Genomic DNA, 19,785 nt, shown 5'->3' on the forward strand with positions numbered 1-19,785 from the left:
GGTGGCGCGGGATAGTCTCCATGCGTGACCTTCTCGCTCGTCGCCCGCTCCGCCGACGGCCGCCAGCACGGCGTCGTCGTGGCCAGCCGGTTCCTGGCCGCCGGCGCGCTCGTGCCGGCCGCCGAGGCCGAGGTCGGCGCGCTCGCCACCCAGGCGCACGTCAACCTCGCCTACCGCCCGCAGGGGCTGACGCTGCTGCGCACCGGCGTGGCCGCGGCCGACGTGGTGGCGGGGCTGGTCGCCGCCGACCCGGACCGGGATCACCGCCAGCTCGGCGTGGTCGCCGCCACCGGCGTGGGCGCGACCTGGACCGGGCCGAGCTGCCACCCCTGGGCCGGCGGACAGGCCGGCGACGGCTGGGCGGCGCAGGGCAACATCCTGGTCGGCCCGCAGGTGATCGACGCGGTCCGGGACGCCTGGCTGGGCGGGACCGCGCTGCCGTTCCCCGACCGGCTGCTGGCCGCGTTGCGCGCCGGGGACCAGGCCGGCGGCGACCGGCGCGGCCGGCAGAGCGCCGGGCTGCTGGTGGTCGAGCGCGGCGGCGGGTACGACGGCACCGGCGACGTGCTTGTCGACCTGCGGGTCGACGACCACCCCGATCCGGTGACCGAGCTGGGGCGGCTGCTCGCGGTGCACACCCTGCTCTTCGGCCGGCCCGACCCGGCCACCCTGCTCGACCTGACGGGCGCGGTCGCCGCCGAGGTCGGTGCGCTGCTGGGCGCGCTCGGCCACCCGGTCGACCCGGCGCGGCCGGAGGAGGCGCTCTTCTCCTGGGCCGGCCTGGAGAACCTGGAGGAGCGCCTGGTGCCGGGCCGGATCGACCCGGTCGTGCTGGACCACCTGCGCAGGGCCGCCCCGCACGTGCCCGCCCCGCGCCCGGAGCCGGACCCGCTCGGCGCCGACGCCTGACCCACCCGCCGGGCCGGGCCCGGCGCCGGCTCGGGTCCCGCCCGGCTCAGCCGCCGAGGAGAGCCAGCGGAAGCCGGCGGCGTCGACGAGGGCCCGCTCGCGGTCCGTGAGGCCGGCCCGGCCGGTCGCCTTGCGGATCAGCGTGAGCCGGTCCCAGCCCAGCCCGGGCGGGACCGCCCGCCCGCCGGTGAGCAGGTCGGCGACGACCTCCGCCGCCGTCGGCGTCAGCCACGGCCGCCGCTCCAACGCCGCCGCCAGGTCCAGGCCGTGCACGCCGACCTCCACCACACGGGTACGCAGGAACTCGCCGAGCGCCATCGCGTCGCCGTGCCGGGTGCGTACCACCCGACCCGGCGGTGCGGCGTCGACGGCGTCGAGGGCGACCCGCCAGGCCCGGTCGAAGTCGGCCACCAGGACCGGACCGTCGAGTTCCCGGGCCTCCCGCCGGCCGCTGTCGACGCGGGCGGCGTCCACGGACGGGGTGAACTTGGCGGCGCCGTAGTAGGCGGCGGCGTCGTCCTCGGCGCGGGGCGGGGCGGGCGCGGCGAGCATGTCGACCAGCCGGCCCGCGCCGGTGCGTACGTGGGCCAGCAGTTCGCGTACGGTCCACGGCCGGCAGTCGGTCGGGCGGTCGAGATCCGCCTCGTCGACGCCGCGCAGCACCTCGCCGAGGCGCTCGCACTCGTCCCGGAACGCCGCCCGTACGCTCTCCACGCTCCCCTCCCCCGTCCCGCCCGACCCTCTCACACCGGCGCGGCCGTTTCGGGGCCCGCCCGGCGGGTACGCGCGGCCGGGCCGACGGAAGGAGCGCCAGGGATGGCCGGGATCATGCTGCGCAGCACCGCGTTCAACGACCACGACATGCTGCCGAGCCGCTTCTCGAAGGAGGGCGGCAACGTCTCGCCGCCGCTGGAGTGGGAGCGGGTGCCGGAGTCCGCCGCCGAGCTGGTCCTGCTCGTCGAGGACCCGGACGCGGGTAGGACGCCGTTCCTGCACTGGCTGGTCACCGGGATCGCGCCGAGCGCCGCCGGGGCACCGGAGGGCGGCGTGCCCCTGGGCGGCCGCGAGTGGCCCAACGACTTCGGCACCACCGGGTGGGGCGGCCCGCACCCGCCCCAGGGCGACGATCCCCACCGGTACTTCTTCCGGCTCTACGCGCTGGACCGGCCGCTGGAACTGCCCGGGACGCCACGGGCCGACGAGGTGCACCGCCTGCTCGTCGAGCGGGACACCGCGAGCGGGACGATGGTCGGCACCTACTCCCGCTGAACGGTCAGCCCTTGACCCGGGGCACCAGCCGGTGCACGGCGGCGAGCACCAGCGCCATGACCACGCCCATCGTGCCGACGATCCCGGCGGCGCTGCCGGCGTAGCCGACGAGGAGGGGCCTGCGGGCCAGCTCGCTGGGCGGGGTGGCCCGCAGGTCGACCAGCCAGGAGAGGGCGATCCCACAGGCCACCACCGCCAGTACGCCGCCGACGCCGAGCACCGTCGCGGCGACCCGGTGGGCGTCGGCCGACTCCACCTGCGCCTGTTCCCGCTGGGTGATCAGCAGCACCAGCCCGGCCAGCGCCGCCCAGACCCCGACCACCAGGAACGCGGCCACCGCGTCGCTGGGCCGGTGCCAGCCGGCGGAGAGGGTGGCCACCCCGGCGATCGCGGCGTAGCCGGCACCGAGGAAGGCGCCGAACACCCGCACCTTGCGCGGCAGCACGAGCATCAGCGCGACCGCGACCGAGGCGGCGACCGTGGCGTGCCCACTGGGCAGACTGTTGCCGGCGTAGATCCGCTCGGGATCGATGCCGAAGTCGGGCCGGGCCAGGCCGTACTTGAGCAGCTGGGTGGTGGCGTTGGCGCCGGCGATCAGGAGGGTGGCCGTGACGGCCAGGGCGATCCGGCCCCGGATCAGGGCGATGAAGCCGATCACCGCGGTCGCCGCCAGCAGCGAGACGACCGACATGGCGTTGAGGATCCGGTTCACCGGCTCCTCGATGTGGTCCTGCCCGATCCGGTTGCCGGTCAGAGCGACGGTGTCCACCCACTGGCCGATCTCGACGTGCACGGCGACCCGCCACACGGCGATGAAGGCCGCCGCCTGGACGAGCGCCAGGACGACCAACCAGACCGCGGTCCAACCCCTCGGCGTCGTTCGCACCCGCACACCGTAGCGGCAGGCACGGCCCGGTCGGCGGGTGGCCTGTCGCTCGGCTACGGCTAGGTTGGTGGCGGACGTGAGGAGGGTGCGGTGACGCGTACACCGGAGGGTGCGCCGGCCCCGACGGACCGGCCGGAGACGCTCGCGGACCTGCTCGGCGGGCGCCGGGGCGCGGTCGACGCCAGCCTGCCGCCGGTGGCGTTCGCCCTCGGCTGGCTGCTCGGCGGGCACTCGCTGTGGGGCGGGGTGGGCGCGGCCGTGGTCACCGGCGCCGCGCTGGCCGGCTGGCGGCTGCACCGGGGCGACCGGCCGCGTTCGGTGCTGGTCGGGCTGCTGGCCGTCTGCGTGGCCGCGCTCGTCGCGTTGCGCACCGGTCGCGCCGAGGACTTCTTCCTCGTCCAACTGCTGTCGAACGCGGCGAGCGCGCTGGCCTGGGTGGTCAGCATCGTGGTGCGCTGGCCGCTGCTCGGGACGGTGGTGGGCGTCGCGCTCGGCCAGCGGACCAGGTGGCGGCGGGATCCCGCGCTGCTGCGCGCGTACGGGCGGGGCAGCTGGGCGTGGGCGGCGTCCTACGTGCTGCGGGTGGCGGTGTTCCTGCCGCTGTGGCTCGGCGGTCAGGTGGTCGCGCTGACGGTGGCCCGCGTCGTGTTGTCCTGGCCGCTGGTGGCGGCGGTGCTCGCGGTGAGCTGGGTGGTGGTGCGCCGGTCGTTGCCGGCCGGTCACCCGGGGCTGCGCCACCCCGTCGTGCCGGCCCGTGCACCGGTGGAGCCGGCGGGAAATTAAGGGAGAGGCCGCCACGGGGGGAGCGGCCTCTCCGGTGACGTACGTTACTCCGTCCCGGCCCCATGCGTGATCCCGTGGTGGCCGGTTTTTCGGGCGTTTTCGCGCCCGGTGCATATCCGGGTGTGGTGGGGTGGGCCGGCTGCCCCGCTGCGTCGGCCGGTTGACCGGCCCACCCCGGCCTGACCGTGGGAGTCAGGCCGTCCACCGACCGGGCGTCTCCGTTCCCCCAGGCCCGCCCGGCCGGCCTCCGGGCGGGCGGGCCGCGCCACCCACCCGGAGGAGTCGGTCAGCCGTTGGGGAACAGCTTTCCGTAGTCGGCGTACGCCATGGCGACGTCCGCCTGGGCCCAGAACCGGTGGTACTTGAACTCCGGCTCGGGGCCGCCGTCCAGGTACGCCTGGACCTTCGGCCAGGCCGGGTCGTTCTTGTAGAAGGAGCGGATGTCGAGGAAGCTCTTGCCCGCGGCGATGGGGTCACCGTTGGCCATGGTCCCCGTCCAGCCCGGCGGCACGTAGAGGCCCTGCCCGGTGCTGGCGTCGTAGACGTCGTCGAAGCGGCGGTAGTCGCCGCGCTTCTCCACGGTGGAGACGCCCTGGGCGTCGCTGGCCGCGTGCAGCGCGTCCAGCAGCCCCTTGGCGGTGTTCTTCGCCGCCGCGTTGCCCGACTTCGCCGCGTACGCGATGAGGGTGCGGGCGTAGGCGGCGGCGATGCCGACGTCCTGGCCCTTGACCGTGACCTCGACGTGCAGGTTGGTGTTGGGCTGCGGGTTGGTCGGGTTCCAGGTGGTCGGCTGGCCGGTCCACTTCATGTCCGACGGGATCGACCAGTTGGTGCCGACCGTGGTGTTGGCGATCGCCCACGGCACCCACTTGTCCAGCAGGGCCTTGGCCTTGGCGTTGCCGGTCTCCAGGTACAGCTCGGCGATGCGCTGCATGGACCAGGCCTGCATGCCGAACCACTGGTTCGACGGCGGGTCGTTGTAGACCGGGTCGACGTCGTAGTACATGCCGTAGAAGGTCGACGTGCCGGCCGGCGGCTGGCCGTAGTGGCCGCCCCAGCTGTTGGTCGCGCCGCCGGCGATGCCGCCCTCGGCGGACTGGAGCCAGGTGTAGAACTCCAGCTGCCGCTCCAGGCTCTTGGTCCAGTCGGCGACCGCGGTCGGCGACTTGGGCTTGAGCTCGTTGATGTTGGTCAGCGCCCAGGCCGCGAACGGGTTCTGGTAGCCGAAGTGGTTGTGGCTGGAGCCGATCCGCCACGACCAGTTCTGGTTCGGCTCGTACGCGCCGCCCCAGGCGTAGTACCAGGACATCAGGTAGTGCGCCGAGTCCTTGCCGGTGCCGGCCGGGCAGGTGGCGGCCCCGACGCAGTTGCCGATCTTCTTGAAGTACTTGTCGAACATGGCGTAGCGCAGGTAGTCACCCATCTTGGCGGCCTTGGCCACGGTGGCCGCCACGTCGGCCTCCTTGCCCTGCTCCTTGGCCCAGGTCAGGGCCCAGTACGCGGCCTGCACGGCGCGGGCGTCGGCGTCGGGGGCGTTGGTGTACTTCCACTGCTTCGCCGGCGCGTTCGCCTCCTTGACGAACAGGTCGAGGTAGCCGTTGCGGCCGCCGTGGGCGAAGGTGTCGCAGGACGGCTGCGGCACGGTCTCCCACACCGACTCCTGGGTGCCCCGCTGGAAGGTGTTGATGTACGCCGGCCGGGTGGTGCCGTCGCCGCAGCGGCCGTAGCCGTAGGTGTTGTCCACGTCCAGCAGCCAGTGCATGCCGTAGATGTCACCGGTGCCGTAGGTGTTCTGCAGCTCCGCGCGCAGCGGGTCCTGGCCGACCGGCACGTTCGGCTCCAGCTGCGACGGGTACTGGCTGGGCAGGTCGTGCTCGGCGGCGTACTGCGCGGTGCCGGCCGCGCCCGCGGTGGGCTGGTCGGCGTGCGACGGGATGATGTACTTCTCCATGACGTTCCAGGAGTTGTTGAACGGGGCCCAGTTCTGGGTCACCCGCCCGTACTGGGCCTCCAGCCAGAGCCAGAAGCTGAACGCCTCGGAGGTCGTCTCGTGCCCGTGGTCGGGCGCCTCGACGATCAGCGTCTCGATCGAGTGGTACGGCACGCCCTCGGGGCTGAAGTAGCCCGAGTTCTTGATCTTGCCGTACTGGTCGAGGAACCGCTTGACGTAGGTGTTGTCCCCGCTGCCGGTGTCGTTGTCGATCTCGGTGGCGGTGATCGCCAACGGCGCGAGGCCGGTGGCCGAGGCGGTGAGGGTGGCGGTGCCGCCGACCGTGTCGGCGTCCTCGGCCGCCGCGACGGTCACGTTCACCCCGGTGTTCCAGTTGGACGGGGTCAGCGTCACCGAGGCCGGCGAGACGGTGATGTCGGTGTCGCCGGTGCGGGCGATGGTCACCGGCACGTTGGCCGTCGGCGCGGCGCTGAGCTTGAGGTTGACGGTCGAGCTGCCGCCCTCGGTCACGCTCACCGCCGACGGGGTCGCCACCAGCACCGGCCCGGACGCCCGCGTGACGGTGAAGGCCTTCTCCGCGGTGGCCGTCAGGTTGGCGTTGTCGTACGCCTTGGCCTGCACCGTGTACGCGCCGGCCGGCAGGTCCTCCAGCGTGTAGCCGTACGGGGCGGTGGTGTCGGTGTTGACCAGCAGGCCGTTGCGGTAGAACTCGACCTTGCTGATCGTCCCGTCCGGGTCGCTGGCGGTGGCGCTCAGCGGCACGTCGGCGGGGGCCTCGAAGGGGCCGGCCGGCACGTTCAGCGCGACCGTCGGCGGCTGCTGCTGGGTGCCGCCGCAGGTGACGCCGTTGACCGAGAAGGACGTCGGCTTCGGGTTGGTGCCGCTGTGCGAGCCGTTGAAGCCGATGCTGGTCGAGGCGCCGGTGCCGAGGTTGCCGTTGTAGGACTCGTTGGTGGCCGTGACCTGGTTGCCGGTCTGGCTCCACTTGGCCGACCAGCCCTGGGTCACCCGCTGGTCGCCGGGGAAGGCGAACTTCAGCGTCCAGCCGTTGATCGGATCGCCGAGGTTCTTGATGGTGACGTTGGCGGTGAAGCCGTTGTTCCAGTCGGTGGTCGCGTAGACCACGTCGCAGGCGGGGGCGGCCTGTGCGGCGCCGGCCGGCAGGGTCACCCCGGCGACGGCGAGCGCGGCGGCGGCGACCATCGCCAGGCGGCGACGTCTTGCCAGATTTCTCATGTGCGCGGTGTCTCCTCGGACCTGGCCGGGGACGAAGGGCCCCGGCGGGGCGCCCTCCCGCGAACGGGGATTCGGGGGCACCCGGGATGGTGGTCGCCCCGGCCCGAGGCCGGGGTACGGCGGGGCGGCACCCCCTGCGGGGCGGCTGCTCCGCCGACTGCGTCGGATGCCGTACCGGAGACACCGGCTGCCCTCGGCGACCCACGCTTGCGCGATCTGGCTCCGCGTCGCGGTGGCGACAGTGTGCCATGCATGGAAGCGCTCCCACAATGGCCGGGGGCGCACCGAAGCAGCAACATGTTTCGATCTCGTTTTGGGGCTTTCACAAAGCCGTGACGGGCGTTACAGTCGCAGCATCGGTCGATGGGAGCGCTTCCATCGACGGAGATCCAATTAGCAGATCACCCGGAGTCCGTCCACGACGGACCCCGGGGACTCAGCCCGAGGGCTGACGGCGGGCCAGCCCGGACACCGCCGTCAGCCGTTCCCACCGACATGGAGGGAGGTGGATCCTCTAGCCACTCGCGTGGCCCGGCTCCCGCGCGACACGCACGACAGGACGCCAATTCCGCCCGTGCGTGTGCAGCAATGGTGGGGACGGGGGTTGCCCTCCCCCGTCCCCACACACTAAACCTCCCGCCACGGCGGGAAAAGAGGCCGACGGGACTGGCCGTGTCGCCGTTCCGACCGGCCTCGTCCGCTGTCCGCCCGTACCGCCCGGTCGACGCCCCGCGCCCCGGCGCCCCGCGTCCCGCGGCCGGCCACCCGAGCGCCGGCGCCACCGCGCCCCCGCTCCCGCACCGCCGCCACGGGCGCAGCACGCACGCACCCCTCCGCCGCCCCCGATCGCCTTTCGCCCGGCCGGGCGGACGCGACCGGCCGGCGGCTCCTGCCCTATGCTGGGAGCGCTCCCGGCCCGGCGGTGGCCACGCAGACCATGAGGAGAACCGATGTCGATGCCCACCCCGCGCCCGCCCCAGGGCGCCGCGCTCTCCGCCACCGCCCCCGCCGCCACGACCGGCCCCGAGCCGCGCGCCGACGAGACCCCGTCGGCCGGCCTGCGCTTCCCGCCGGGCTTCGGCTGGGGGGCGGCCACCTCCGCCTACCAGATCGAGGGCGCGGCCAAGGAGGACGGCCGGGGCGAGTCGATCTGGGACACCTTCAGCCACACGCCGGGCCGCACCCGCAACGGCGACACCGGCGACGTCGCCGCCGACCACTACCACCGGTACGCCGAGGACCTGGACCTGATGCGCGACATCGGGCTGGACAGCTACCGGTTCTCCATCTCCTGGCCACGCGTACAGGCCGACGGCACCGGCGCGCCCAACCAACGCGGGCTCGACTTCTACCGCCGTCTCGTCGACGGGCTGCACGAGCGGGGCATCGCGCCGATGGCGACGCTGTTCCACTGGGACCTGCCGCAGTCCCTCCAGGACGCCGGTGGCTGGGAGTCGCGCGACGTCGCCCACCGGTTCGCCGACTACGCCGAGATCGTCTTCCGCGCGCTCGGCGACCGGGTGCCGGTCTGGCTGACCGTCAACGAGCCGAAGACCGTGGTGCAGAACGGCTACCTCGAAGGTCACCACGCCCCGGGCCGGCAGGACCCGGACGCCGCGTACCTGGTCGCCCACCACCTCCACCTGGCCCACGGGCTCGCCGTGGCGGCGTTCCGCGCCACCGGCTCCGGCCGGATCGGCCCGGCGCTCAACCTGCACCCCTGCTACCCGGCCGACGACTCGCCCGAGGCCGTCCGGGCCGCCCGGCTCTACGACGGCTACGAGAACCGCCTCTACCTCGACCCGATCCTCACCGGCCGCTACCCGCAGGACGTGCTGGACGACCTCGGCCCCGACAGCCGACTGGTCCGCGGCATCCGCGACGGCGACCTGGCGACCATCGCCGCGCCGGTAGACCTGCTCGCCGTGCAGTACTACACGCCCTACTACGTCACCGGCGACGGCGCGACGGTCGGGCGCTGGCCCACCTCACAGGCCTCCTGGCAGCAGATCCACCCCGACGGGATGTACGACATCCTGACCCGGGTGACCCGCGACTACGGCCCGATCCCGCTGACCGTCACCGAGAACGGCCTGCCCACCCCGGACACCCTCGACGCCGACGGCACCGTCGACGACGCCGGCCGGGTCACCTTCCTGCGCGACCACCTCGCCGCAGTGCACCGGGCCATGGCCGCCGGCGTGCCGCTGGAGAGCTACCACGTGTGGTCCCTGCTCGACAACTTCGAGTGGGACGCGGGCTACGACGAGCGCTGGGGCCTGGTCCACGTGGACTACCAGACCCAGCGGCGCGTGCTCAAGCGCAGCGCGCACTGGTACCGCCAGGTCATCGCCGCCAACGGACTCTGACCGCCCGGCATCCGCCACCCCGGCGCCGCTCGGCGGCGCCGGGGTGGACGCCGTCGGCGCGCCCGCCGGGGTGGACACCGGGCGGGCGCGTCGACCCGGTCAGCGGGGCAGGGCCTGCTGGAGTTCCGCCCGCAGCGCCGGGGTGAGCATCTCCCCCGCCTGCTTGGCCAGCCGCGCCATCTCGTAGCCGACCACACCGATGTCGGCCTCCGCCCCGGCCAGCGTGGCCAGGATGGAACCGTCGCGCACCTGCATGACCAGGAAGTAGCCGCGCCCCATCTCGACGACCGTCTGCTTGACGATGTCCCCGTCGAACATCTGCGCCGCGCCCGCGGTGATGCTCATCAGTCCCGAGGTCACGGCCGCGAGCTTGTCGGCGTGGTCCCGGGGCAGGTGGTCGGAGATCGCGACCAGCAGGCCGTCGGAGGAGACCACGATGGCGTGCACCACCCCCGGCACCCGCTCCGCGAACCCGCTGACCAGCCAGCTCAGGTCGCGGGCCTCCCGGCTCAACGTCGTCATCGCTGTCCCCCTTCGGTGCGTACGCCGCCCGGCGGCATGGAAATCTCCGTGGTGTCCTCGGCCTCGGCCCGCCGTACCCCGCTGTAGAACCGGGACAGCATTCCCCCGACCGCCTCGGGGTCCGGGTCGTGGCGTACCGCCGGCTGCTCCGGCCGGGCCGGCCGGGCGACGGCGGAGAGCTGCGCCATCGGTACCCGGACGGGCAGGCCACGGTCGTTGGTCCCGCCGGTGACCGGCACGGCCGGCGGCGTGGGCGAGGCCCCCGGCACCGGACCGGGCGACGGCCCCTGCCGGGACCACCAGCCCCCGCCGGTCGACGCGGACGACCGGGCCGCCGGGGCGAGCACGTCCTCGGCCCGCACCGGGACCGACCGGGCCTGCCGGGGCGGGGCCTCGGCCCGCCGCCCGGCCGCCGGCAGCTCGCCCGCCGGTCGCACCCCGCCCCACGCCGGCGGCCGCCCGGCCACCGGCAGCCCGCCGGGCGGCGGCGCCCCGTCCCACGCCGTGGCGGCCAGCATCCGGGCCGTGACGGGCGCCTCCCGCTCGGGCGCCGGTGCCAGCAGGCCACCGGGCAGCCGTACCCGGGCGACGAGACCCTCCTCGCCGCCGGCCAGGCGCACCTCGACGCGGAGCCGGGCGGCCAGGTGGCTGACCACGAACAGGCCCATCCGCTCGACCGTCGCCACGTCGGCGGCCGGCGGGGTGGCCAGGACGGCGTTCGCCTCGGCCAACGCGGCCGGGCTCATGCCGAGCCCCCGGTCGGTGATCTCGATGACCGCGCTGGCGCCCTCGGCCCGGGCGGTGACCGCCACGACCGTGTCGGGACGGGAGAACGAGGTGGCGTTCTCCAGCAGCTCGGCGAGGATGTGGACCAGCTCGCCGACGGCGTGGCCGACGACGTGCAGGTCGGCGACCGCCCCGTGCCGGACCCGCTGGTACTGCTCGATCTCGGCGCTGGCGGCGAGCAGCATCGCGCCGAGCGCCGCCGGCCGGTTCCACCGGCGGGTCGCCTCGGTCCCGGCGAGCACCAGCAGGCTGTCGTCGTTGCGCCGCATGCGGGCGGCCAGGTGGTCGAGCTTGAAGAGGTTCTCCAGCTGGTCCGGATCGCTCTCCTCGCGCTCCAGCTCGTCGAGCAGCTCCAACTGGCGCTCCACGAGCACCTGGCTGCGCCGGGCGAGGTTGACGAACATCGCGTTGACGTTGCGCCGGGTGGTCGCCTGCTCGACCGCGACGTTGACCGCGCTGCGGTGCACCGCGACGAACGCCTCCGCCAGCTCGCCGATCTCGTCGAGCGAACGGACCACCGCCGGCGGGACCTCGATTTCCGGGACACCCCCGGTCACGGTACGCAGCCGGTCCAGGGCGTCCGGCAGCTCCAGCTGGGCGATCCGCAGCGCCTGGCCGCGCAGCAGCCGCATCGACCGGGCCATGGACCGGCCGACGAGGACGGAGATGAGCAGGGCGACCAGCAGCACCGCGAGGATGCTGCCGACGACCAGCAACGTGGTCCGCAGCTGCGTCGCGCTCACCTCGTCGGCGTGCCGTACGGCGTCGTCGAGCACCGACGCCTCGATGCGGCGGAGCAGCTCCTGGCGCTGCTCGCCGGCAGCCCACCACTGAGGCGCCGGCAGCACGCTCGGCGCGGCGGCCCCGGTCACCAGGCTCTGCTCCTCCAGCCGGGTGGCCGTCAGGAACCCCGGGTCCGTCGCGGTCTCGTCGAAGCGGCGGACCTGCTCGGCGGTGGCGGCGACCCGGAACGCGCCCAGGGCGGTCAGCTGCTGGGCGCGCAGGTCGGTCAGGACCACCTGGTCCTCCACGCCGTACCGGCCGGCGCGGGCGGCCTCGTAGAGCTGGGCCCGGACCCGTGAGGAGAGCTCCTTGACCCGGGCGAGCTGCACGTAGCGCAGCACCGCGTCGCTGAGTGCGGGCCGGTCCTCGCCCGGCGAGGGCTCCGCGAGCAGGCGCAGCAGCGCGTCGACGGCCCGGTGGTAGTTGCTCAGGATGGTGTCGCTGCCCAGCACCGCCGGGGGGATCGCGGCCCGGATGTAGACGACCTGGTCGTAGGCCTCGAGCACCTCCGAGTAGGCGACCCGCCAGGAGGCGTCCGCGTCGGCCAGCGGCCCGGCGGCCCGGCGCAGGTCGCGCAGCGCCTGGTCGGTGGCGGTCTGCAACGGCCTCAGCACCACGATCGCCGCGTCCCGGTCGGCGCCCGCGCCGCCCCGGCGCAACTCGCCCAGCTCACCGGCGGCCCGGTCGCGTTCCTGCTGGAGCTGGTGCACCAACGTGACGATCTCCCGGCCGATGCCGACCTGCTGGGCGAAGTCGCCCAACGCGGTCGTCCGCCCGACGAGGGTGTGGGTCTGCACGCCGGCCAGCACCAGGAACGCGACCGACGGGATGACCAGCACGGTGACGAGCTTGGTGCGCATCCGCCAGTCCCGTAGGCGGAACGGGGAGCGGCGGCGGTGCGGCACGACCCGGACGTCGAACCGGCGCCGGCGGTGCTGCGACACCCCGTCGTCGGACGGTTCCGGACCTGCCCCCACACCTACCCCCTCCCTGTCCCGCGTCCGCCGCGAGCCGGGGAGCGGAGTCCATCCAACCAGGCCCGCTAGCCGTGTCAACGGGGCGGGCTGAGGTGCTACTCAGGAGGGTGAGGCGGTCTCGTCCGTCCGGACGATGGCGGCGAGCCGGGAGGCGTCACCGATGCGGCTCAGGGCCACCAGCGCCGCGCCGCTCGCCCCGACCTCCGGGTTGCGCCCGTACCACACCGGCCGGGGCGCGAGCGCCGCCGCGAACGACGAACGCCACCAGCGGGAGGCCGCCACCGCTCCCCCGCCGAGCACCACCTCGACCGGCTGGTCCACGGTGGACTCCAGCACGACGAGGTCGCCGGCGACCAGGTCGCACAGGCCCCGCATCAGCCCCGCCAGGATCTCCACCGCGGTGGTGCCGAAGCTCAGGCCCCCCAGCGCGCCCGAGCCGGCCGGGGACATCCCGGGCGGCCGGTCCCCGCCGAAGCGGACGTTCACCGGCAGGGTCCTGTCGTGCGGCACCCGGGCCAGGGCGGCCTCCAGCTCGCTGCCCCCGGGCAGCCGCAGCTCCCGGTCAGCCCAGGCGAAGAGGTTGCCGCCGGAGGAGTACGCGGCGCCGGTCACCACGTGGTCGTGGTCGACCCGGTAGCGCCACAGCTCCTCGGGCAGCGGCGGCATGGCCTGCCCCGCCGGGACGCGCTGCACCAGCCGCACCGCCGCCGACGTGCCGACCGTCACCGCGACCCGGCCCGGCTCGACGCAGCCCGAGCCGACGTTGGACGCCGCGCCGTCGCCCACCGGACCGGCCCAGGGCGCGTCGGCGAGCTGCGGCCAGCGTTGCGCGTACGCCGGCCGCAGCCGGCCGCGCCACCCGATCGGGGCCAGCTCGGGCAGCTCGTCGGCGTGGCTGCCGGCCAGCGCGCACGCCTCGGCGTCCCAGTCCAGCGTCCGCAGGTCCAGCAGGCCCGTGCCGGAGGCCTGGGAGATCGACATGGGCGCCGAGCCGAGCAGCTCGCCCAGCACGTACTCGGCCAGGCCGGCGAACCGGGCGATCCGACCGCCGGTGTGTTCCCGCAGCCAGGGCAGCCGGACCGACCAGTAGCAGCGGTGCCACCACGTGCCGGTGCGCTGGTGGAAGTCGACCGGGTCGGCCGGGCCGGCCGTCCCGGCGGGCGCCTCGGGACGGGTGTCCAGCCAGGTCAGCACCGGCCCGAGGGGCGCGCCGTCGGCGCCGAGCGGGACCACCGAGTGCCACTGCCCGGACGTCGCCACCAGCGACACGTCGCGCAGGTGGCCGGCGGCGGCCAGCTCGTCCAGGCACGCCGCCAGGCAGGCCAGGTAGCCGGGGCCGTCCAGCGTGCCGGTGCCGTCGTCGTGCGCGGCGAGGCTCACCTTGCGCCGGGCCAGCGCGCCGGGCAGCGGGCGGGCGTCCGTGTCCAGCACGAGTCCGCGTACCGAGGAGGTGCCCAGATCGAGCGCGAGAATGTTCATCGCGGGTCAAGTTACCCGGTGCGGCGCGCCCCGGCGTCCCAGCGCGTGGGCCGTACGCCCGATCGGCTTTCCGGTGCCCGCGCGGGGCCGTAGGGTGATCGCATGCCCGCGCACCTGTCCTGCTGGTGGCCCGCCGATCCGGCGGCCATCCCCCGCGCGTAGCTTCCCACGCGGCCGCCCGACGAGGCGGCCGCCGGTCTCTCCCCGGCCCTCCCGGTCGCCCCGCCGGGCGCCGCCCGGCCCGAGGAGACCCGATGACCCACCTGACCGAGTTGCTCGCCGCCGTCGCCGGCGGCGGCGACCCCGGCCCGTTCGCGCTCGTCCGCCGCGAGGGCGCCGCGCACCTGGAGCTGTTCACCGGCACGGTACGCACGGCGGGCCGGCTCGCCGACCTCCCCCTGCCCGGCGGGGCGCCCGGCCCCCGGACGCTGGCGCTGGTGCCCTACCGGCAGATCACCGAGCGGGGCTTCGCCTGCGTCGACGACGGCGTCCCGCTGGAGTTCCTCGAGATCGACCGGCACGAGCGGGTCGCCCTGGCCGAGGCGCTCGCCGCGCTGCCGGACGTGCCCGTGCGCACCGCCGACGCCGCCTTCGACGTCACCGACGACGAGTACGCCGCCACCGTCGGCCGGGTGCTCGCCGAGGAGATCGGGCGCGGCGAGGGCGCCAACTTCGTCATCCACCGCTGCCTGCACGCCACCGTGCAGGGTCCGCCGCTGGTCGCCGCGCTCGCCGCGTTGCGCCGGCTGCTGCGGGGCGAGCGCGGCGCGTACTGGACCTTCCTGGTGCACACCGGCACCCGGATCCTGGTCGGGGCCAGCCCGGAGCGGCACGTCAGCGTCGACGACGGCCTGGTCATGATGAACCCGATAAGCGGCACCTTCCGGTACACCGGCGCGGGCGCCGACCGGGCCGCGCTGCTGCGCTTCCTCGCCGATCCCAAGGAGGTCGAGGAGCTGTACATGGTGCTCGACGAGGAGCTCAAGATGATGGCCACGGTCGCCGAGCACGGCGGCCAGGTGGTCGGGCCCCACCTCAAGGAGATGTCCCACCTGGCCCACACGGAGTACCTGCTCGCCGGCCGGGGCACGAAGGACGTGCGGGAGGTGCTGCGGGAGACGATGTTCGCGCCCACGGTCACCGGCAGCCCGATGGAGAACGCCTGCCGGGTCATCGCCCGGCACGAGGCAACCGGGCGGCGCTACTACGCCGGGGTGCTGGCGCTGCTCGGCCACGACGACGCCGGCCGGCAGAGCCTGGACGCTCCGATCCTGATCCGTACCGCCGAGATCTCCCCCGCCGGCGAGCTGCGGGTGCCGGTCGGGGCCACCCTGGTGCGGCACTCGACCGCCGAGGGCGAGGTGGCCGAGACGCACGCCAAGGCGGCCGGTGTGCTGGCCGCGCTCGGCCTCGGCCCGCAGGCGCCCGCCGGTGGCCCGGAGCCCGCCGTACGCCTCGCCGACGACCCGCAGGTGCGGGCCGCGCTGGCCGCGCGCAACGCGCCGCTGGCCCGGTTCTGGCTCGACCAGCGGTCGCCGGGCGCCGGTGGCCTGCCCGGGCTGGCCGGCCGGCGGGCGCTGATCGTCGACGGCGAGGACACCTTCACCGGCATGCTGGCCCACCAGCTGCGCGCGCTCGGCCTGGCCGTGACGCTGCGGCCCTGGCACGCCGCCGGTCCGGTGGACGGTCACGACCTGGTGGTGGTCGGCCCCGGCCCGGGCGACCCGGGCAGCACCACCGAGCCGAAGATGCGCACGATGCGCGGGCTGCTCGCCGGGCTGCTCGCCGAGGGCCGGCCGACCCTGGCCGTCTGCCTGGGCCACCAACTGCTCGCCGGCCTGCTCGGGCTGGCGCCGCACCGCCGGGACGCCCCCTACCAGGGGCTCCAGCGGGAGGTGGACGTCTTCGGCACGCGCCGCCGGGTCGGCTTCTACGCCACCTTCACGGCGCGCGCCGACGCCGACCGGCTGGACACCGCGTACGGCCCGGTCGATCTGGCCCGGGACGCGGCGGACGGCGCGGTGCACGCGCTGCGCGGGCGCGGGTTCGCGGGGGTGCAGTTCCACCCGGAGTCGGTGCTCAGCCCCGACGGCGTGGCCGTCCTCGCGGACCTGCTGGGCGCGCTGCTGCCGGCGCCGGCGGGACGCCCGTCGACGGCGCACGGCAGGGTGTCGGGAGCGGCCGAGCGTGCATAGCCGCCCCGATCGGGGGTAGGGGTGCTGCGACCGGCGGCCTGGACGGGTCGAGAGCCCCCGCCCGGGCCGCCGGTCGCGCCGGTACCGCCGACCCGCTGGCAGCGCCGGTCCAGCCGGTGAACCGGCGGCGCCGGGTCAGCCGGCCAGGCCCGCCTTCAGCGCCGCACCGATCCGCACCGCGCGCTTGGCGGTCAACGCGGTGGCGCCGAGCGCGATGTCGTCCGGCGCCGTCTCGCCGTTGTTGCTGGTGTGCGAGGCGCCGTAGGGGTTGCCGGCGACGAACTGGCTCGGGTCGGTGTAGCCGGGGGTCACCACGACCCCGCCCCAGTGGTAGAAGACGTGGAACATCGACAGCAGCGTGGCCTCCTGCCCGCCGTGCGAGGTGGCCGTCGAACAGAACGCGGAATAGACCTTGTCCGCCAGGGCGCCCTGCGACCACAGCGGCCCGGTGGTGTCCATGAACTGCTTGAGCTGGGCGGCCATCACGCCGTACCGGGTCGGGGTCCCGAAGATCACCACGTCGGCCCACGACAGGTCGTCCAGCTGCGCCTCGGGGACGTCCTGGGTCTCCATCTGGTGCGCGTGCCAGCCCGAGTTGGAACGGATCGCCTCGTCCGGCGCCAGCTCGCGCACCTTGCGCAGCCGCACCTCGGCGCCCGCCTCACCGGCGCCTTCGCACGCCGCCTGCGCCATCTGGTACGTGATGCCGGTGGCGCTGTAGTAGATCACCGCGACCTTGGTCTGGGCAGCCATCGGGTGTTCCCTCCTCATGTCGGGTCAGCTCCCGCGACTACCCGATGGTTGCGCCGTCAAACGGTCACCCGGGATCACACGCCCGACCGGGGCTTCGTGGACCTGCTCGTCGTGCACTGCCGGCTGTGACGGTCCCAATGCCGTCGGTAGCTCAAGATGTCCGCAAGTTTCGATCCGTTCCGATGCCGGTCCGACCGCCGGCCGGCAATGCTGGTGCCACGGCGCCGGCGGGCCGGCAACCGCCCGGCACCGGCCACCCTGAACGGGGATCGCGCTGCGCCGGCAACGTCGCCGGCGAAGCGCGATCAGGTAAGCACCCGGTCGTCAGTTGTCGAGGCGGTCGCGCAGGTCGTCGACCTCCTGCTGGATCCGGTTCACGCCGCCCTCGTCGTTGAGGAAGGTGGTGATCCCGGCGGCGAAGGCCAGCCCGATCAGCACCGCCAGGGCGCTGAGCACCAGCCCGCCGATCGCCACGCCCCGGCCGGTCACCCCGGGCCGACCGGCCATCTTCAGCCCGACGATGCCCAGGATCACGCCGACGATGCCGAGCAGCAGGCCGATCCAGGACAGGATCACGGTCAGCACGCTGATCAGCGCGGCCACCCCGAAGACCAGTGCGAAGGCGGCGGCGGCGCTGGTCTTGGCGGCCGGGCCGCCGCGGCCGGCGCGGGTCGGTACGCCGGCCCCCCGGGCCGGCTCGCTGGACGCGGTCATGTCGCTCCCTCCGGGCGCGCGGACGGCACCCTGCTGGCCGGCCGCTTTCCCGCCGCGACGGCGGTCATGCGTCGGATGTCGGAGGTCGGCCCTAGGCTGGTGCCCCACCCGAGCGGAGGAGCCCTCCATGCCAGCGGAGCTGACCGGGCGCGACGCGCTCGCGCTGCGGATGACCGGCCTGCTGCTCCGCCCGCATCCCACGGCGGCGGTGGGCGGGGTCGAGGACATCGTGGGGTGGTTCGGGGCCATGCAGGCGCAGGACCTGGCCAGCGGCATGTGGTCGCTCGGGGTGCGGCTGCCCGCGCTCGGCCACGCCGACGTGCACGCCGCGCTGGAACGCCGGGAGGCGCTGCGCACCTGGCCGATGCGGGGCACCGTGCACCTCGTGCCGCCCCGCGACGCCCGCTGGATGCTGGAGCTGACCGGCGTACGCTCGCTGGCCGGCGCCGCCACCCGCCGCGCGCAGCTCGGGCTCACCGAGACCGACGCGGACCGGGCGCTCGACGTCCTCGGCGCCGCGCTGGCCGGCGGCGGCCGGCTCACCCGGGCGCGGTGCCTGGCCACGCTGGAGGCGGCCGGCATCGACACCGGCGGCCAGCGCGGCTACCACCTGCTCTGGTATGCCAGCGTCCGCGGCGTCACCTGCCTCGCGCCCAACGTCGGCACCGAGCAGACCTTCGCGCTGCTCGACGAGTGGGCGCCCGAGCCGCGCCGGCCGGAGCGGGACGAGGCCCTGGCGATGCTCGCCCACCGCTACGTGCGGGGGCACGGGCCCGTCACCGCCCGGGAGTTCGCCGGCTGGACGGGGCTGACGCTCACCGACGCGCGCCGGGGCCTCGCGGCGGCCGGCGACGCCCTGACCGTGGTGCGGGTCGACGGGCAGGAGGCGCTCGTCGACGCGGCCCTGCTCGACGCGCCCCGCGGGCCGGTCGACGACCTGCTGGTGCTGCCCGGCTTCGACGAGTACCTGCTGGGCTTCAGGGACCGCTCGCTGATGCTGGATCCCGCCCACGCTGAGGCGATCGTGCCGGGGCGCAACGGCGTGTTCCAGGCCACGGTCGTCCAGGACGGGCGGGTCGTGGGCACGTGGAAGCGCACGGTCGGCAGAAACCGGGTGACGGTCACGGTGTTCCCGCTGGTGCCCTTCGACGAGCGGACCCGGGCCCGGGTGGCGGGCGCGCTGGGCCGTTACGCCGACTTCCTGGGCCTGCCGCTGCGGGTCGTCTGGCCCGACTGACAGCCGGGCCGACGGCGGCGCGTCCCACGGGTCCCACCGGCCCCGCTGGTCCCGCTGGCCCCGGTTCGCCCCGCCGCACCCGCCCGGCGGCCGGCGGCCGGCGCTGCTCCTATCCGGCCGGCCATCGACGAATCCGCGCCGGCCGGCCGGGTATCCGGCCCGTGACACGAGAGGGAGGTAGACGACCTATGAAGCTCACCGAACAGCAGGCCAACTCGCTGTACGGGCAGGACGTCAAGGACCGCTCGGGTTCGAAGATCGGAAGCGTGGGCCAGATCTGGGCCGACGCCGCCGGCGAGCCCACCTGGGTCAGCGTGCAGACGGGCCTGATGGGCCGCAAGGAGTCGATGGCCCCGCTCGACAAGGCCCGGATCACCGACAGCGGGCTCACCGTCGACTACGACAAGTCGACCGTGAAGGACGCCCCGGCCGTGGACGCCGGCACCGACCAGCCGCTGGACACGACGCAGATCCAGCAGCTCTACGGCCACTACCGCCTGACGCCGCAGGCGCCGCCGGCCCCCGGCCGGGGACGGAAGCCCGCGGCCGGCGAGGACATGATCCGCTCGGAGGAGCGGATGCGGGTCGGCACGGAGAGCCAGCCCGCCGGCACGGCACGACTGCGCAAGTACGTGGTCACCGAGGACGTGCACACCACCGTGCCGGTCGAGCACGACGAGGTGCACGTGGAGCGGGAGCCCATCGCCGCCCGCGACGCACGCGGCATGCGCGCCGACATCGGCGAGGCCGAGCAGGAGATGACCCTGCGGGCCGAGCGGCCGGTGGTCGGCAAGGAGACGGTGCCCGTCGAGCGGGTCCACCTGGCCAAGGACGAGGTCGTCGAGGAGCAGCCCATCGACGATCGGATCCGCCGCGAGCGGGTGGACGCGGACATCCCGGAACGCAGCCGGCGACGTCGCTGACCGCTGACACGGC

14 protein-coding genes and 1 pseudogene are annotated in these 19,785 nt (G+C 74.8%); 7 read left to right on the forward strand and 8 right to left on the reverse strand.

Going from position 1 to position 19,785, the window contains the following annotated elements:
- The first annotated feature begins 24 nt into the window (after positions 1-24).
- Positions 25-909 (forward strand): DUF1028 domain-containing protein, encoded by an 885-nt coding sequence (locus ACN27A_RS09270; RefSeq protein ID WP_421451494.1) that lies wholly within the window; start codon positions 25-27, stop codon positions 907-909.
- Between the two features lie 57 nt (positions 910-966).
- On the opposite strand, the pseudogene ACN27A_RS09275 reads toward ACN27A_RS09270, so the two are convergent.
- Positions 967-1,656: pseudogene (locus tag ACN27A_RS09275) on the reverse strand (maleylpyruvate isomerase N-terminal domain-containing protein); the annotation flags it as partial.
- Between the two features lie 114 nt (positions 1,657-1,770).
- Here ACN27A_RS09275 and ACN27A_RS09280 point away from each other — a divergent pair.
- Positions 1,771-2,178, forward strand: a complete 408-nt coding sequence (locus ACN27A_RS09280; protein ID WP_421458411.1) for a YbhB/YbcL family Raf kinase inhibitor-like protein — start codon at positions 1,771-1,773, stop codon at positions 2,176-2,178.
- 4 nt (positions 2,179-2,182) lie between these two features.
- Here the strand turns inward: ACN27A_RS09280 and ACN27A_RS09285 are convergent, their stop codons facing one another.
- Positions 2,183-3,070: a phosphatase PAP2 family protein gene (locus tag ACN27A_RS09285; RefSeq protein ID WP_421451497.1), complete on the reverse strand. Its 888-nt coding sequence runs from the start codon at positions 3,068-3,070 to the stop codon at positions 2,183-2,185.
- A gap of 84 nt (positions 3,071-3,154) precedes the next feature.
- Here ACN27A_RS09285 and ACN27A_RS09290 point away from each other — a divergent pair, with 84 nt between their 5' ends.
- Positions 3,155-3,847, forward strand: a complete 693-nt coding sequence (locus ACN27A_RS09290; protein WP_357579418.1) for a DUF3159 domain-containing protein — start codon at positions 3,155-3,157, stop codon at positions 3,845-3,847.
- Between the two features lie 286 nt (positions 3,848-4,133).
- Here the strand turns inward: ACN27A_RS09290 and ACN27A_RS09295 are convergent, their stop codons facing one another.
- On the reverse strand, positions 4,134-7,025 hold the full coding sequence (locus tag ACN27A_RS09295; RefSeq protein WP_421458412.1) for a glycoside hydrolase family 48 protein: 2,892 nt from the start codon (positions 7,023-7,025) through the stop codon (positions 4,134-4,136).
- Positions 7,026-7,984: 959 nt separating this feature from the next.
- Here ACN27A_RS09295 and ACN27A_RS09300 point away from each other — a divergent pair.
- Positions 7,985-9,403, forward strand: a complete 1,419-nt coding sequence (locus tag ACN27A_RS09300; protein ID WP_421451500.1) for a GH1 family beta-glucosidase — start codon at positions 7,985-7,987, stop codon at positions 9,401-9,403.
- A 99-nt stretch (positions 9,404-9,502) separates the two neighbouring features.
- Here the strand turns inward: ACN27A_RS09300 and ACN27A_RS09305 are convergent, their stop codons facing one another.
- The 3 genes from ACN27A_RS09305 to ACN27A_RS09315 form a co-directional block, all read right to left on the reverse strand.
- Entirely contained in the window at positions 9,503-9,916 is a 414-nt protein-coding gene (locus tag ACN27A_RS09305) for a roadblock/LC7 domain-containing protein (protein WP_197697869.1), read from the reverse strand.
- Positions 9,917-9,921: 5 nt separating this feature from the next.
- Complete coding sequence (locus tag ACN27A_RS09310) at positions 9,922-12,471, reverse strand: nitrate- and nitrite sensing domain-containing protein (RefSeq protein ID WP_421451502.1); 2,550 nt, start codon at positions 12,469-12,471, stop codon at positions 9,922-9,924.
- Positions 12,472-12,570: 99 nt separating this feature from the next.
- Entirely contained in the window at positions 12,571-13,950 is a 1,380-nt protein-coding gene (locus ACN27A_RS09315; protein WP_421451505.1) for an FGGY family carbohydrate kinase, read from the reverse strand.
- Between the two features lie 254 nt (positions 13,951-14,204).
- Between ACN27A_RS09315 and ACN27A_RS09320 the strand changes: the two genes are divergently transcribed.
- On the forward strand, positions 14,205-16,145 hold the full coding sequence (locus ACN27A_RS09320) for a chorismate-binding protein (RefSeq protein WP_421451506.1): 1,941 nt from the start codon (positions 14,205-14,207) through the stop codon (positions 16,143-16,145).
- Between the two features lie 135 nt (positions 16,146-16,280).
- Here ACN27A_RS09320 and wrbA read toward each other — a convergent pair whose 3' ends face one another.
- Entirely contained in the window at positions 16,281-16,898 is a 618-nt protein-coding gene (gene wrbA, locus ACN27A_RS09325) for an NAD(P)H:quinone oxidoreductase (protein WP_421451509.1), read from the reverse strand.
- Positions 16,899-17,222: 324 nt separating this feature from the next.
- Positions 17,223-17,612: a DUF4190 domain-containing protein gene (locus ACN27A_RS09330; RefSeq protein WP_421451511.1), complete on the reverse strand. Its 390-nt coding sequence runs from the start codon at positions 17,610-17,612 to the stop codon at positions 17,223-17,225.
- A gap of 127 nt (positions 17,613-17,739) precedes the next feature.
- Here ACN27A_RS09330 and ACN27A_RS09335 point away from each other — a divergent pair, with 127 nt between their 5' ends.
- Positions 17,740-18,849, forward strand: a complete 1,110-nt coding sequence (locus ACN27A_RS09335; RefSeq protein WP_421451513.1) for a winged helix DNA-binding domain-containing protein — start codon at positions 17,740-17,742, stop codon at positions 18,847-18,849.
- Between the two features lie 188 nt (positions 18,850-19,037).
- Positions 19,038-19,772, forward strand: a complete 735-nt coding sequence (locus ACN27A_RS09340; protein WP_421451516.1) for a YsnF/AvaK domain-containing protein — start codon at positions 19,038-19,040, stop codon at positions 19,770-19,772.
- Positions 19,773-19,785 lie beyond the last annotated feature (13 nt).

This window comes from Micromonospora sp. WMMD737 (assembly GCF_049179055.1).
Classification (GTDB): domain Bacteria; phylum Actinomycetota; class Actinomycetes; order Mycobacteriales; family Micromonosporaceae; genus Micromonospora; species Micromonospora reichwaldensis.

Bases quoted from the DNA above. Each gene is read 5' to 3' on its own strand.
- ACN27A_RS09280 (WP_421458411.1), top strand. From the start codon at position 1,771: ATGCTGCCGAGCCGCTTCTCGAAGGAGGGCGGCAACGTCTCGCCGCCG.
- ACN27A_RS09300 (WP_421451500.1), top strand. From the start codon at position 7,985: ATGTCGATGCCCACCCCGCGCCCGCCCCAGGGCGCCGCGCTCTCCGCC.
- ACN27A_RS09315 (WP_421451505.1), bottom strand. From the start codon at position 13,950: ATGAACATTCTCGCGCTCGATCTGGGCACCTCCTCGGTACGCGGACTC.
- ACN27A_RS09320 (WP_421451506.1), top strand. From the start codon at position 14,205: ATGACCCACCTGACCGAGTTGCTCGCCGCCGTCGCCGGCGGCGGCGAC.
- wrbA (WP_421451509.1), bottom strand. From the start codon at position 16,898: ATGGCTGCCCAGACCAAGGTCGCGGTGATCTACTACAGCGCCACCGGC.
- ACN27A_RS09330 (WP_421451511.1), bottom strand. From the start codon at position 17,612: ATGACCGCGTCCAGCGAGCCGGCCCGGGGGGCCGGCGTACCGACCCGC.
- ACN27A_RS09335 (WP_421451513.1), top strand. From the start codon at position 17,740: ATGCCAGCGGAGCTGACCGGGCGCGACGCGCTCGCGCTGCGGATGACC.
- ACN27A_RS09340 (WP_421451516.1), top strand. From the start codon at position 19,038: ATGAAGCTCACCGAACAGCAGGCCAACTCGCTGTACGGGCAGGACGTC.